Source organism: Pseudomonas sp. SAR267 (genome assembly GCF_052077595.1).
GTDB lineage: Bacteria > Pseudomonadota > Gammaproteobacteria > Pseudomonadales > Pseudomonadaceae > Aquipseudomonas > Aquipseudomonas vlassakiae.
This window is the reverse complement of record NZ_JBQIHU010000001.1, coordinates 4,917,152-4,931,406: the sequence shown is the minus strand read 5'-3', so window position 1 is coordinate 4,931,406 and position 14,255 is coordinate 4,917,152. Positions and strand designations below refer to the sequence as shown.

11 protein-coding genes and 1 pseudogene are annotated in these 14,255 nt (G+C 66.1%); 4 read left to right on the top strand and 8 right to left on the bottom strand.

The window, feature by feature from the left end:
* Positions 1–7: 7 nt before the first annotated feature.
* From ACTORR_RS23055 to ACTORR_RS23045, 3 genes are all read right to left on the bottom strand, one after another.
* Positions 8–1,399: an aspartate aminotransferase family protein gene (locus ACTORR_RS23055; RefSeq protein WP_441343910.1), complete on the bottom strand. Its 1,392-nt coding sequence runs from the start codon at positions 1,397–1,399 to the stop codon at positions 8–10.
* A 216-nt stretch (positions 1,400–1,615) separates the two neighbouring features.
* The gene (locus tag ACTORR_RS23050) at positions 1,616–2,938 is read right to left on the bottom strand and encodes an ATP-binding protein (protein WP_099814153.1); all 1,323 of its coding nucleotides are present in this window, start codon (positions 2,936–2,938) and stop codon (positions 1,616–1,618) included.
* Positions 2,935–3,630, bottom strand: coding sequence for a response regulator transcription factor (locus ACTORR_RS23045; protein ID WP_313365200.1), 696 nt, complete (start codon positions 3,628–3,630; stop codon positions 2,935–2,937). Before ACTORR_RS23045 ends, ACTORR_RS23050 begins: the two co-directional genes overlap by 4 nt.
* A 273-nt stretch (positions 3,631–3,903) precedes the next feature.
* On the opposite strand from ACTORR_RS23045, the pseudogene ACTORR_RS23040 reads away from it, so the two are divergent.
* Positions 3,904–4,092 (top strand): annotated as a pseudogene (locus ACTORR_RS23040) (T6SS immunity protein Tdi1 domain-containing protein); the annotation flags it as partial.
* 9 nt (positions 4,093–4,101) lie between these two features.
* Here ACTORR_RS23040 and ACTORR_RS23035 read toward each other — a convergent pair.
* Genes ACTORR_RS23035 through ACTORR_RS23015 form a run of 5 tightly spaced genes read right to left on the bottom strand, consistent with a single transcriptional unit; the run spans position 4,102 to position 10,214 of the window.
* Positions 4,102–4,668, bottom strand: a complete 567-nt coding sequence (locus tag ACTORR_RS23035) for a nucleotidyltransferase family protein (protein WP_313365747.1) — start codon at positions 4,666–4,668, stop codon at positions 4,102–4,104.
* Positions 4,665–5,636 carry an XdhC family protein gene (locus ACTORR_RS23030; RefSeq protein ID WP_313365748.1) on the bottom strand — a complete coding sequence of 324 codons (972 nt, stop codon included), beginning with the start codon at positions 5,634–5,636 and terminating at the stop codon, positions 4,665–4,667. The genes ACTORR_RS23035 and ACTORR_RS23030 overlap by 4 nt, the downstream gene beginning before the upstream one ends.
* Positions 5,637–5,639: 3 nt before the next feature.
* Positions 5,640–6,851, bottom strand: a complete 1,212-nt coding sequence (locus tag ACTORR_RS23025) for a cytochrome c (protein WP_262110043.1) — start codon at positions 6,849–6,851, stop codon at positions 5,640–5,642.
* A gap of 2 nt (positions 6,852–6,853) precedes the next feature.
* Positions 6,854–7,390, bottom strand: coding sequence for a (2Fe-2S)-binding protein (locus tag ACTORR_RS23020; RefSeq protein WP_013973477.1), 537 nt, complete (start codon positions 7,388–7,390; stop codon positions 6,854–6,856).
* Complete coding sequence (locus ACTORR_RS23015; protein ID WP_313365749.1) at positions 7,383–10,214, bottom strand: xanthine dehydrogenase family protein molybdopterin-binding subunit; 2,832 nt, start codon at positions 10,212–10,214, stop codon at positions 7,383–7,385. The genes ACTORR_RS23020 and ACTORR_RS23015 overlap by 8 nt, the downstream gene beginning before the upstream one ends.
* Positions 10,215–10,837: 623 nt before the next feature.
* On the opposite strand from ACTORR_RS23015, the gene dsbD reads away from it, so the two are divergent.
* The 3 genes from dsbD to dsbG are packed head-to-tail and all read left to right on the top strand — an operon-like array spanning position 10,838 to position 14,146.
* On the top strand, positions 10,838–12,550 hold the full coding sequence (dsbD, locus tag ACTORR_RS23010) for a protein-disulfide reductase DsbD (protein ID WP_313364679.1): 1,713 nt from the start codon (positions 10,838–10,840) through the stop codon (positions 12,548–12,550).
* Positions 12,550–13,386, top strand: coding sequence for a prolipoprotein diacylglyceryl transferase family protein (locus ACTORR_RS23005; protein WP_313364680.1), 837 nt, complete (start codon positions 12,550–12,552; stop codon positions 13,384–13,386). The genes dsbD and ACTORR_RS23005 overlap by 1 nt, the downstream gene beginning before the upstream one ends.
* Position 13,387: 1 nt before the next feature.
* Positions 13,388–14,146, top strand: a complete 759-nt coding sequence (gene dsbG, locus ACTORR_RS23000) for a thiol:disulfide interchange protein DsbG (RefSeq protein ID WP_054884085.1) — start codon at positions 13,388–13,390, stop codon at positions 14,144–14,146.
* Positions 14,147–14,255 lie beyond the last annotated feature (109 nt).

The window sequence follows — 14,255 nt, the reverse complement described above, 5'->3', positions numbered from 1 at the left end:
TCCGGGTTCACACAGCGGCGGCCACTGCCTCGGCAAAGCGCTGCGCCACCTCGTCAACCTGCTGGGCGCTGATGATCAGTGGCGGCAGGAAGCGCACCACGGCGCCATGGCGCCCGCCCAGCTCGAGGATCAGCCCACGCTTGAGGCATTCGCGCTGGACCTTCGGTGCCAGCACCCGATTGGCAGGAGAGTGGCCAAGCGTATCCGGCTGACCTTGAGGATCGACCAACTCCACCCCAAGCATCAGGCCACGGCCACGGATATCACCCAGTTGCGGATAATCCCGTTGCAGCCGCTGCAGATGCTCACGCAAACGCAGGCCCATGGCCTCGGCGTGTTCGGCCAGGCGGTGCTCGACCAGGTAGTTGATCACCGCCGAACCGGCGGCCATGGCCATCTGATTGCCGCGGAACGTGCCGGCATGGGCGCCTGGCTTCCAGGTATCCAGCCAGTCGCGGTACACCACCACCGCCAGCGGCAGGCTGCCACCAATGGCCTTGGACAGCGTGACCACATCCGGCACGATGCCGGCGTGCTCGAAGGCGAACATCCGCCCGGTTCGGGCGAAGCCGCTCTGGATCTCATCGACGATCAGCGCCACGCCAGCCTGTTCGGTGATACGCCGCACACCCTTGAGCCACTCGATGTCGGCCGGGATTACCCCGCCCTCACCTTGCACCACTTCAAGGATCACCGCCGCCGGCAGCGGCACACCGCTTTCCGGGTCCAGCAATAGGTTTTCCAGGTAATGCAGGTTGGCCTTGATCCCGGCTTCACCGCCCAGGCCGAACGGGCAACGGTAGTCGTAGGGGTAAGCCATGAACTGCACGCCATTGCTCAGCAGCGCGCCCAGTGGCTGCTTGGGACCGTGGCTGCCCATCAGGCTCAGCGCCCCTTGGCTCATGCCGTGATAGGCACCCTGGAAGGCCAGCACGATGCTGCGCCCGGTGGCACCGCGCACCAGCTTGAGCGCCGCTTCCACCGCGTCGGTGCCGGTCGGCCCGCAGAACTGCACCTTGGCCTCGCGACGCAAGGCCTCGGGCAGGATACCGAACAGGTCCTGGACAAAGCGGTCCTTGACCGGCGTGGTCAGGTCCAGGGTGTGCAGCGGCAGTTCGTCGGCCAGCACGCGCTGGATAGCCTCGATCACCACCGGGTGGTTGTGGCCCAGGGCCAGGGTGCCGGCGCCGGCCAGGCAGTCGATGAACTGGCGGCCTTCGACGTCCTCGACGTGGATGCCACGGGCGCGCTTGAGCGCCAGCGGGATGCGCCGGGGGTAGCTGCGGGCGTTGGATTCCTGTTGCTGCTGGCGCAGCAGCAGGGGCGAGTCACTGAATTCGTACAAAGGTTGCGGCGCGCTGGCCGGCGGGACCTGGGCAAGGCTGGTAGCGGTGGACATGGGTGAATCCTCGCAAGCAAGCGAATGGGCAGTTATCGCTTGGAAAACGCTTGAGTGCGGGGAGGATTTAGCGGTTGTTGCGGGATTTTGCTTTGCCTGTGCCGGCCCTTTCGCGGGGCAAGCCCGCTCCTACAGGCACTGTACAGGGCTGGAGGTGCGTGCCGTACCTGTAGGAGCGGGCTTGTCCCGCGAAAGGGCCGGCACAGGCAATGAGGATCAGTTGGCCGAACGCGCCGGCACCTGCAGCAGGACTCGCAAGCCATCTTGGCGACTGTCGAACCTGAGGCTGCCAGCACAGCGCTGCACGATCGCCTGAACGATCGCCAACCCCAGCCCACACCCCCCGCTCTGCCCGTTGCGCCAGAAGCGTTCGGTCAGGTGCTGCAGATCGCCATCGGCAATGCCCGGCCCATGGTCACGCACCATGAACCCCACCTGCCCGTCGGCCATCTGCACTTCCAGCTCTACCTCGGTGTCACCGCCATGGCGCAGGGCGTTGTCCAGCAGGTTGCGCAAGGCCGCCACCGCCAGCGGCGCAGGCATGCCCAGGTAGATCTGCGTAGCCTCCTGCGGCAGGTGCAATACGATGCGTCGATTGTCACCGCCACCCGCATCCTGCACCGCCTGGCGGGCGACCTGCTCGGCGCTGCACTGCACCCCGTCCTCGAACGACAGGCTGCCCTCGACCCGCGCCAGCATCAGTAGCTGCTCCAGGGTCCGGTGCATGCGGTCGGCGCCTTGCTCGGCATGCTCCAGCGCCTGCTCGCGCACCGCGCCGTCGGTCATGCGCGCCACCTGCAGGTGGGTCTTGATCGCCGTCAGCGGGCTGCGCAGCTCGTGGGCGGCATCGTCGGTCAGGCGCCGTTCGCGCTCGATGGTCTGGGCGATGCGCAGGAACAGCTGGTTCTGGGTGTCGAGCAAGGGTTGCAGCTCGCTGGGCAAGCCGGCCACCTGCAATGGCTCGACACTGTCGGCGCGCCGCCGGCGCAGGGCGTCGCGCATGCGATTGAGCGGCTCCAGGCCTTTGCCCAGGCCGATCCACAGCAGCCCGAGGCTGCCGAGCAAGGCCATCAGCACCGGCGCAGAGGCGGCCAGCAGGATCGACTGGTTCAACGCCTCGCGCTCCATGTGCCGGTCGGCGGTGGTGATGCGTACGTCACCGTGGTTGTAAGTGAAGGTGCGCCACGACGCACCGTCGATGGTCTGGTCACGAAAGCCGCTGCGCTGGTCGTCCATGGCGCCGTCATGCTTGTGGTTGCTGGCGAGGATCTCGCCGCGCAGGGAACTCACCTGGCAGGCCATGCCGTCGGGCACGCTCAACTGGTCGGCGGAAAAATGCGCATCTTCGCCCTTGGCCGCCAGCGGTTGCGGCAGCTGATCGACGAGGCCGGCGACCATGCGCGCCGAAGCCACCAGGCGCTGGTCGAGGGAGAACATCATCTGCTGGCGCAGGTCGCGCAGCATCCACGCGGCGGCCAGTGCCCAGATGATGATGAAGGCGGTGCCGAGGATAAGGCTGAGGCGTACCCGCAGGCTCATGAGGCGCTTCTCTCGGAGCGTTGCTCCGGCGCCTGTGCCGGCCCCAGGCGATAACCCAGGCCGCGCACGGTCTCGACGATACTGTTGCCGAGCTTGCGCCGCAGGTGATGGATATGCACGTTCAGCGCGTTGCTCTCGACTTCGTCGCTGAAGCCGTACACACAGTCCTTGAGCTGTTCGCTGGACAGCACCCGGCCGGGGTTCTGCATCAACGCCTGGAGCAGCGCCTGTTCGCGCCGCGACAGGTCAACCGGCTGGCCGGCAAGGGTGGCTTCGCAGCTGCTCGGGTCATAGTGAAGCGGGCCATGCTCTATCACGTTGACAGCCCGCCCCGCCACCCGACGCAACAGGGTGTGCAGGCGTGCAGCCAGTTCGCGCAGGTCGAAGGGTTTGAGCAGATAGTCGTCGGCACCGGCCTGCAGGCCGTCGACGCGGTCGGTGACGGCGTCACGGGCGGTCAGCACCAGCACGGGCAGGTCCACACCCTGCTGGCGCAGGCGACGCAGCAGTTTCAAGCCGTCTTCGTCGGGCAGGCCGAGGTCGAGGATCATCACGTCGAACTGCGCCGCTTGCAGCAACGCCCGAGCGCTGGCGGCGTTGGCCACGCGGTCGACGGTCAGGCCCTGGGCGGTGAGGCCGGCGCAGATGCCGCTGGCGATCAGGTCGTCGTCCTCGCAGAGCAGAACGTGCATGGTGGGGCTCCCGGAGTGGTGTGGGTGGGATTGCACTATGGGGGGATTAAGGGGGGATTATGGACCTTTTTTGCGTTCGCCTTGATGCTTTCAGCGCCTGTGATATCGAGCGCCGCACGGGCGGCGCTCGATATCACAGGCGCCAAATCCCCCCCGGCCGTACCCCCGCAGCAACACCTCCAATACACCCTGATCTTAGTGCAGGTGGACGAGGTTAATTCAAGTATTGGTCCTCAGTGGAAAAGCAGGATAGGAGGGCTCCGACAGGCTGCCGAAGAAATGGCCGAAATGGGAGGCACATTGGCGCCAAACAAGATATATGGTTTCGTCCCGGCGTTGATGCTGGGCGGGCCTGCGAGCCTGGCCAATCTCCAGCGGCTCAAGGCCGACGTGCATCTGATTCTGCTTTCCCAGCTTGCCGAACTGGAGCCTTGTGCATTCGATGATGAAGAAGATGAGTAGAACCAACGCTCATTGGCGCAGTGCATCGGGTGTATCGACATCCCGCAGCACACCGGCATCCTCGACTGCCAGCCTGACGCAACGGTCCGGATGGGCCCTCACGACCGAACGCGCCCCCTCATCGCCCGCCAGCCGCACCAGCTCGGGCCAGAAATCACGCCCGAACAGCACCGGATGGCCCTGCTGCCCGTCATGACAAGGCAGAACAATCGTCGACCCACCGGCCTCGCGTGCAAGCAAGCCCAGGGTCTCGGGCGCCACCCAGGGCATGTCACCCAGCAGAATCGCCACCGCCTGTGCCTCGCTGTCGACCAGCGAAGCGGCGCCAGCCGCCAGACTATGGCCCAAGCCCTGCGTGAAATCGGCACTGCCGATGACCCGGCACGCCGACGGCAGCCCCAGCTCCTCGCCCCGCTCGCCGTCACGCAACACCACCCGCACGTCATCGAACACCGCGCAGGCCCGCTCGACACTGTGCACCAGCAAGCTGCGACCATCGGCCATCAGCGCCCGCCGCTTGTCAGCACCGAAACGCACGCTGCTGCCAGCCGCCAACACCAGCGCCACCACACTCACAGCGCCGCCCGCCCGATGCCGTTGCGCAGGCGCAGGATATCGGCGAGCACCGCCAGGGCGATTTCGGCCGGGGTCTTGCTGCCCAGGTTGAGGCCGATTGGCGCGTGGATCCGCGCCAGCTCGTCGTAGCCCAGGCCGCCGATGCGGTGCAAGCGTTCGCGACGCTTGTCGGAGGTGGCCTTCGAGCCCATCACGCCGATGTAGAACGCTTCGGTACGCACTGCTTCCATCATGGCGAGGTCATCGATTTTCGGATCATGGGTCAATGCAACCACCGCCGTGTCGGCATGGCAACCGCCATTGGCGATGAACTCCGACGGCAGCTCGCGGCGCACCTCGATGCCGTCCAGCACCACGCCTTCGAGCACCTCATCACGCGGGTCGCAGAGGATGACTTCAAAGCCCATGCCTTTACCGAACTCGGCGCAGAAATGCGCGACGCTGGAGTAGCCAGCCAGCAGCAGGCGCTGGGCAGCGCCGACACGCAAGCGCACACGGCCGCTTTCGCGTTCCACACGCGGCCCCTGGCTGTGGTCGTCGACAACGATGCGCTCACCTTGCGGCAGGCTCACCTCACGCAACAACCGGCGCTGGCCGCGCAGCGCGCCTTCCAGCTCACGCAGGTGGGCCTGCACCTCACAGTCGGCCGACAGGTTCTCGACCAGCACCTCGAGCACGCCGCCACAAGGCAGGCGAATGCTCGAACGCGGGTCGCTGCCATCGCCATAGCGCACGATGGCAATCGGCTCGGGGAATTCGCCCCGTGCCACGCGTTCGAGGAAGTCATCTTCGACGCAACCACCCGACAGCGAACCCAGCCACTGGCCGCTGGCGTTGACCGCCAGCAGCGAGCCCGGCGCGCGCGGCGCCGAGCCGTAGGTGGCGAGCACCGTGCACAACCACACCCGCTGGCCATCGCACGACCATTGCAGCGCCTGGCTGATCACCTGGAGATCGAGATGCTGCACGGTTTATTCCGCCTTCAGCTCGGCGAGCTGCTGTACGGTCAGGTCGCCGGGCAATCCACCCCAGGCCTGGCGCAGGTAGTTGACCATGTCTGTCACCTGCTGGTCGTCGAGCTTGTCGGCGAAGCCCGGCATTGGCTGCATGCGTTCGAAACCAGTGAACTGTTGCTCACGGATGCCGTCGCGGATGGCCTTGACCAGATTGCGCGAGTCGCCCTGGCGCAGCACCGTGTTACCGCGCATGGCCACCGCGATGTGCGGCTTGCCCTCGCCTTCGACGCCGTGGCAACCGGCGCAGACGTTGAGGTATTGCTGCTGGCCGCGCTTGGCACTATCGCTCATCTGCTCCAGAGCAACCGGCTTGATCGCCTTGGCGGGCGGCGGCTGGTCGCCGAGCAGGTAGGTGGCCATGGCCGCCAGGTCGGCATCTTCCAGGTGCTGGGTGCTGTGGTGCACCACCGGGAACATCTCGTTGAACATGCTGCCCTGGGCACTGATGCCGTGCTTGAGGAAGGTGGTCAGGTCCGGCTGGGTCCAGCCGCGGTCGGCCAGGTCCTGAGCCAGCAGGCTCGGTGCCAGGTAGCCGCCGAGCAGGCCACCGCTCAGGCGCTGGTCCTGTTGCAGTGCACCGATAGGGTTGCGCGGCGTGTGGCACTCGCCACAGTGGCCCATGACCTCGACCATGTACTGCCCGCGCTGCCAGGCCGGGCTTTTGCCCTCGGTCGGCTGCAGCTGCACGCTCTTGCCATAGAGCATGTTCCAGCCGGTCAGCCCCAGGCGCACGTTGAACGGGAAGCTCAACGCCGTCTGCGGTGCCGGGCGGTTGATCGGCGGCACGGTCATCAGGTAGGCGAGGATCGCATCGGAATCCTCGCGCTTGATCAGGTGGTACGAGGTGTACGGCATCGCCGGGTAGAGGTTGGCGCCGTCCTTGCGCTTGCCCTCGGTGACGGCGGCGAAGAATTCGTCGGCCGTATAGTTGCCGATACCGTACTGCTTGTCCGGGGTGATGTTGCTGCCATAGATGGTGCCGAACGGCGAATGGATCGGCAGGCCACCGGCGAACGGGGCACCGCCTTCGGCCGTGTGGCAGGCCATGCAGTCGGCCGCACGGGCCAGGTATTCACCGCGCTTGACCTGCGACTCATCGGCCGCCTGGGCCAGCGAAACGACGGCAAGGCCCAGGGCCAGCGCGAGAGCGCTACGAACAAAGCCCATGCTCAACCCTCCTTGACCAGGCCGAGGTCATTGAGCACCGTGCGGGTGGCGTCGTAGTAACGCACGTACCCGGTGCAACGGCAGATGTGGTGGCCGAGGCTGGCTTCGATACGGTCTTCCACTTCACTCTTTTTCAATGGCTGGCGCTGGGCGGTTTCCACCAGCACCGTGGCGGCATTGACGAAGCCTGGCGCGCAGTAGCTGCACTGGAAGGCGAACAGGTCGACGAACTTCTGCTGGATCGGGTTCAGCGTCAGGTTGCCGGCCTCGTCCTGCTTGGCATGGCCTTCGATGGTGCGGACCTTCTTGCCCTCGAAGTAATGCGCGCCGGTGATGCAGGTGCGCACTTCTTCGCTGGTGCCGTCGGGGTTGTCGACGATCACCACGCAGGCATGGCAGATGCCCTGGCCGCAGCCCAGGCGCGAACCTGTGAGGTTCTGGTGTTCGTGCAGGTAGTCGATCATCGCCAGGTCATCAGGGACCTCGACCGGGCCGACCGGTTGACCGTTGAGGGTCAGTTGCAGTGGACGGTTAGCCATTGAGGGCCTCCTTGATACGGGCTGGGGTGATGGGGAGATCGCGCACGCGCTTGCCAATGGCATGCGCCACGGCGTTGCCGATGGCACCGACGACCGGGATCATCACCACTTCGGCAATGCCCTTGGACGGGTCGGTCGGTGACAGCGGCGGGAGGATTTCGCTGGTCTGCTTCCACACCGCCACATCGCGTGCGTGCGGCAGGCGGTAGCGGTTGAAGTTCCAGTCGCCCTCCCCGGGCCCGCCCTCGTACAACGGCATTTCTTCGGTCAGTGCATGGCCGATGCCCATGGCGATACCGCCTTCGAGCTGGCCCTTGACCAGTTCCGGCACCAGCACACGGCCGCACTCGACCCAGCTGTGGTGGTTGAGCACCTCAACCTCGTGGGTGCCCTTGTTGACCTTGACCTCGACGATGGTCGCCACCGGGCTGTAGTAGGTGACCATGGCGTTGTTCAGCTGGGTATCCGGGTAGGCGGCGTTCTGCCGGTCGAGCAGGTGGTAGCCATGGCTGCTCATCTGCGCTTTCTTGGCATTCACCGCGCCATCGCCGTACTTCACCGCCACGGCATCGAGCGGCAAGCGCTCGCGCACGCCGTCGATGACGAAGTCGGCCTCGGCCCAGCTCCAGCGGTTGAAACCGTGCACGCTGACGCCCGTGACCAGGCCCATCTGGTGAGCCTTCTGCGCCAACTGGGCGAACGGGATCGGCGCCAGGCCGTTGCCGGTCAGCTCACCGTTGACCCACACCGCGTTCTCGCGGCGCACCACCAGCGGGTTGGCCTGGCCGCCGTGCGGACCCTGGCTCCAGATGGCCATGGCTGCCGGCCACAGGCCGTGGTTGAACAGCACACGTGCCGCTTCGCGGGTGGCGTGGCTGAAGTAGAACGCCGAGTTGGTCGCCGACGACGGCGAGGCCAGCTTGCCGACCCAGCGCGGGTTGCGCAGTGCGGCGTCCTGCTCGGGCTGGCTGATCAGGTACGGGTTGCCGCTGGTGGTCAGCTGCAATTCCGGCCATTCGGTGACGGCGGTCTTCACCTCGTCGGCCGAGCGGCCGAGGAAATCGCTGACCACCAGCGCCTGGGACGTGGACATGCCAGTGCCCAGCTCGGTGCCGATGTGGCGCAGGCTGATGCGGCCATCCGCGGTGAACTCGACGCTGGCCATCGGCGCCTCGGAGCCGGTGCCGAAGTCCTTCTGGCAGATGGCGAAGCCGACGCCATACCAGTGGTCCGGGTCCTTGGCGTCCATCTGCTGCTTGCGCGCATCGCGGTTACGCCACCAGTCGTGCACGGCGGCTTTGTCGAGGATCTCGTACAAGCGCAGGGCTCCGGCCGGGACCGCACCCTGGGTGTTCTTCATGCCCGACTTCAGGGCGTTGGCGCGGCGCAGGTCGATGGCGTCTACACCCAGGCGACCGGCGATTTCATCCACCATCATCTCAGTGGCGGCCATGCTCTGCAGGGTGCCGTAACCGCGCATGGAGCCAGCCTCGACGCCGCGCGAGTAGTAGGCGGTCACCGACAGGTCGTTCTGCGGCATGTAGTAGATCGACTGCGCCGCGGTGGCGCCCACCGCAGCCACCGACGGGCTGTAGTTGATGCGCCCGCCGCCGTCGCAGCTCATGTCGGCGCGGAAGATCTTGAAGCTGTTGTCCTTCTTGTCCACGGCCAGCTGGTAGCGGATGTCGAAGGCATGGCGCTTGATGCCGCTCTGGAACTGCTCGTAGCGGTCGTTGGCCAGGCGGATCGGCACACCAGCGCCATACAGGGCCGCCACGGCCGCGTAGAAGACGAAGATGTTGTTGTCTTTCGAGCCGTAGCCCACGGTGTAGCCCGGGTGCATGTTCAGCGTGTTCAGGGCGAAGCGCGAGGGCTTGATCATGTGCACGCATTCCTGCGCCACTTCGAACGGGCACTGGGTGGCGACCACGAAGTGCAGCGTGCCGGTCGCCGGGTCGTACCAGCCGTTGCCGTTGTCCGGCTCCAGTGCGGCAGGCTCGATCGATGGCGTCTTGTAGCGCTCGTCGAACACCAGCCAGTCCTCAGGCGGATTATCCAGCTGTTCAGCCATGCGCTTGGCGTAGAAAAGGCCCTGCTCGGTCAGGTCGCCGTGCTGGTTGGGCTGCTTGGACCACACCGGTTTGCGGTTGAGGATGGTCGGGAACAGCATGGAATTCTTCAGGCTGGAGAATTCATCGTCGTCGAACGGCGTGGCGCCGCCCACCCGCACGAAGCGGAAGCTGCCATAGGGGTCACGCTGGTACAGCGGAGCCTGGGCGCCGTACTGGATCGCCTTGTCGTTGAACTGCAACTTGCGCTTGGCCTGGCGGAAGCGCTCGAAGTCATGCCAGATCAGGATCGCCACCGGGTGGCCGATGAACATCGGCACCTGGCCGGGCGGCAACAGTGGGTCGGGCGAATGGGCCTCGGGCCAGGCGATACCGTCCTGGGCCAGGTCGGCGGCGGTGACGATACGGTCCGGCTGCAGGTCGGCGCCGAGCAGGCTGAGGTCATGGCCGTCATAGATCCGGTCGACCTTGGTCACCTTGAGCAGCAGCGCGTGGCCTTGCCGGGTCGGCCAGCCGGGCATGTCCTTGGCGCGGATGTCGCGGGCGAAAACCTTGTTGCCGCAGACCTTGGAGAGTGCGTCGTTACGAAAACGCGCCTTGCCGTCATGGTTCATCCACTTTTGCGGCGAGGTGGTGACGCGCTCCTCCATCAGGGCGGCGAACGCCTGGCTGCCGAGCGGCGCCATGGTCACGCCGACACCAGCGATCAGGCCGCCTTGCAAGAAGGCGCGCCGGGAAATATCACGGTTGGACATGCTTGATCCTCTGGGCAGCAGGGGTTCTGCCCAACTTTTCTGATTCTAGTGCGGGGAACTCGGAGGGATGAGAACCTTGTCACGCAAGTCAGGAAAAACTGACTTATGCGTCAACTTTACACCAATGGGAGGGGGATAGGCAAAGTCAAGTTGACAGTATGTCGCGGTGTGTCTGGAGGCTGTGGTGGGGCTTACAGGTGCATGCCGGGAGATTTGTAGCGCCTATGAGATCGAGCGCCGCCCGCGCGGCGCATCGCGGGCAAGCCCGCTCCCACATCTGTTTCGGGCCAATCACTCCTATGAAGCCAACAGGGACCGCCTTGTTGGCATGTCGATGCATCTCGGTGGGCGCTGATGTCGCTCCACTTGTCTCCAGTCATGCACCAAGGCGGATCCTGTTGGCGGTACAGGAGTAACTGGCCCGAAACAGATGTGGGAGCGGGCTTGCCCGCGATGCGCCGCGCGGGCGGCGCTCGATCTCACAGGCGCCAATAATGCTGTGGCGAGCACCTTTCGGCCCTGACGCAATTCCAAATGGCCCAAACCGACCATCGCTACGGTTAACCTTGGGTTAATCGACCCCAGCCAGCATGGCCACCATTCCGTACTGCCAAGGCGAAGACATGCGCATCCTTCTGCTCTTCCTGACGTTCCTGCTGGCCGGCCCATTGCAGGCCAACCCGTTCGACGCCAAACCCGACTTCCTGCCGGTCAACCAGGCGTTCGTGCTGACTCACGACCGTCAGGCCGATGGCCAGATGCGCCTGTACTTCCAGATCAAGCAGGGTTACTACCTGTACCAGAAGCGCCTGAAGTTCGACGGCTTGCCTGCCGAACAACAGCCGCAACTCCCCCCCGCGCTGAATCACCATGACGAGTTCTTCGGTGACAGTGCGGTGTACCGCGACCAGCTCGAACTGCTGATTCCGGCCAACGCCCAGGGCCAGTTGCGCCTGGGCTGGCAGGGCTGTGCCGATGCCGGCCTGTGCTACCCACCGCAGACCACCGCCATCGACCTGGGCGGCAGCGCGCCGCCGGCCGCCGAACAAGCCAGCGACCAGGCACTGGCCAGCGGCCTGCAAAGCGCCAGCCTGGCCTGGAGCCTGCTGGCATTCTTCGGCCTCGGCCTGCTGCTGGCGTTCACCCCCTGCTCGCTGCCGATGCTGCCGATCCTCGCCGGCCTGGTCCTGGGCAACGGCGCCAGCGCCCGGCGCGGCTGGCTGCTGGCCGGGGTGTATGTGCTGAGCATGGCGCTGGTGTATGCGGCCCTGGGCGTGGTCGCGGCGCTGCTGGGGGCCAGCTTGCAGGCGTGGCTACAGCAACCTTGGCTGCTGGGCAGCCTGGCCGGCTTGTTCATCGTCCTCGCCCTGCCCATGTTCGGAGCCTTCGAGCTGCAACTGCCGGCCGCCCTGCGTGATCGCCTCGACCGCGCCGGCCAGGGCACCCGTGGTGGCAACCTGTACGGCGCAGCGCTGCTGGGCGCCCTCTCCGGCCTGCTGCTCGGCCCGTGCATGACCGCGCCGCTGGCCGGTGCGCTGCTGTTCATCGCGCAAAGCGGCGATGTGCTGCAAGGTGCGCTGGTGCTGTTCAGCCTCGGCCTGGGCATGGGCGTGCCACTGCTGTTGCTGGTGACCCTGGGCAACCGCTACCTGCCGCGCCCAGGGGCGTGGATGAACCGGGTCAAGGGCGTGTTCGGCTTCGTGTTCCTGGCCATGGCCCTCTACACCGTGCGCAGCCTGCTCGCCGCCCCGGTATTGCTGGCACTGAGCGGTGCCTGGCTGATTGCCCTGGGCTGGGCCATGTGGCCAGCCCTGCAGCGCTTGCCGGCGCTGCGTGCGGTACCGCTGCTGGGCGCCTTGTGGGGTGGCCTGCTACTGGTCGGCGCTGCTGCGGGGGGCGACGACCTGTGGCAACCGCTGCGGCCGTTCGCCGGCGGCAGCGCAGCCGCCACCGTACAAAAGGCCGACGCGCACTTCGTCACGGTCAGCAGCCCTGAAGCCCTGCAACGCGAGCTGGACGCCGCCAAGGCCCGCGGCCAGTGGGTCATGGTCGACTACTACGCCGACTGGTGCGTGTCGTGCAAGGTCATGGAGAAACAAGTGTTCAGCCGCCCCGACGTGCAAACCAGCCTGGCCGGCGTGCACCTGCTGCGCCTGGACGTGACCGCCGACTCCGCCGCCAGCCACGCCCTGTTGCAGCGCTACCAGGTGCCCGGCCCGCCCAGCATCATCTGGCTCGGCCCGGAAGGCGAAGAGCGCCGCGCACGGCGCATCACTGGTGAGGTGGATGCCGCCGCGTTCCTGCAACACTGGACCCAGACCCGGAGCCAAGGCTGATGCTGACGGTAACCCTCGGGCCGCTGACCATGGCCCTCAACCACCTGCTGATGCTCGCCGCCCTCGGCGTGGCCTGCCTGGTCGGCTGTTGGGTCGCCCGGCGTGGCGGCGAAAGCCCGGAATCGGCGCTGTTCAACCTGTTCCTGGTCGGCCTGCTGTGCGCCCGCCTGGGTTTCGTGCTGGCCTACTGGCCGATGTACCGCGATGACCTGGTGCAAGTCATCGATATCCGTGACGGCGGCTTCCTGCTCTGGTCGGGCCTGGTCGGCATCGTCCTCGCCACCCTCTGGCAGGGCTGGCGCCAGCCTGGCCTGCGGCGCCCGCTGGGCTGGGCACTGTTCAGCGGTGCGTTGTTCTGGGCCCTGACCAGCCTGGGCAGCCACCTGTACAGCAAGGGCACCGCTCTGCCCGACCTGAGCCTGCGCAACGCCACTGGCCAGTCGGTGGCCCTGCACAGTTACCGGGGCAAGCCGCTGGTGATCAATATCTGGGCCACCTGGTGCCCGCCATGCCGCCGGGAAATGCCAGTGCTGCAACAGGCTCAGGGCGAATACCCGCACGTGACCTTCATCTTCGTCAACCAGGGCGAGACACCGGAAAACGTCACGACCTTCCTCGCCACCACCGGGCTGAGCCTGACCCATGTGCTGTTCGACGGCACTGGCGTGCTGGCTCAGCGGGTCGGTTCGATGGCCCTGCCCACCACCCTGTTCTACGACGCCGACGGCCGCCTGATCGGCAGCCACCTCGGCGAGCTGTCGCGGGCCAGCCTGCGCCATGCCCTGGAACCTTTCGAGCGGGCCAAGGCGCCCGCCCCTGCCGCACAAGGAAACTGACATGCGATTGACTGCCCTGTTGCCCCTGTCCCTGGCCCTGCTGGCCGCCCCGCTGGTGCAGGCCGAAGACCTGCCCAAGGCGATCCAGCAACTGCAAGCCAAAGGCGCCGAGATCAAGGGCAGCTTCGATGCGCCCAACGGCCTGCGCGGCTATGCCGCCGAGTACCAGAACAACGCCTTGGCCCTGTACCTGACCCCGGACGGCAAGCATGTACTGGTCGGCAGCCTGTTCGACGAACAAGGCAAGGACCTCAGCGCCGAGCCCCTGCAAAAGCTGGTGTACGCGCCGATGAGCAAGGAGATCTGGGCGAAGATGGAGAAAACCGCCTGGATCGCCGACGGCAAGGACAGTGCGCCACGCAAGGTGTACCTGTTCAGCGACCCCAACTGCCCGTACTGCAACATGTTCTGGGAGCAGGCACGGCCGTGGGTCGACTCGGGCAAGGTGCAGTTGCGCCATATCATGGTCGGCATCATCCGCGAGGACAGTCCGGGCAAGTCGGCGGCATTGTTGGCAGCCAAGGACCCGGCCAAGGCCCTGCATGAGCACGAAAAAGCAGGCAAGGCGAGCAGCCTGAAGCCGCTGGACAAGGTGCCCGATGCCGTGCAACAGAAGCTGGCAGCGAACATGGCGCTGATGGAAGAGATGGGGCTGCAGGCGACCCCGGCGATTTTCTATCAGGATGAGCAGGGCAACCTGCAGAGCCAGCAAGGGGCACCGCGGCCGGAGTTGCTCGGCAAGATTCTCGGCAAGCGCTGATAGTGGCTTTGCCTGATCTAGCCCCTTCGCGGGCACGCCCGCTCCCACAGGTACATCACTGCTTTCAAGGCCGGTGACATCCCTGTGGGAGCGGGCGTGCCCGCGAAGA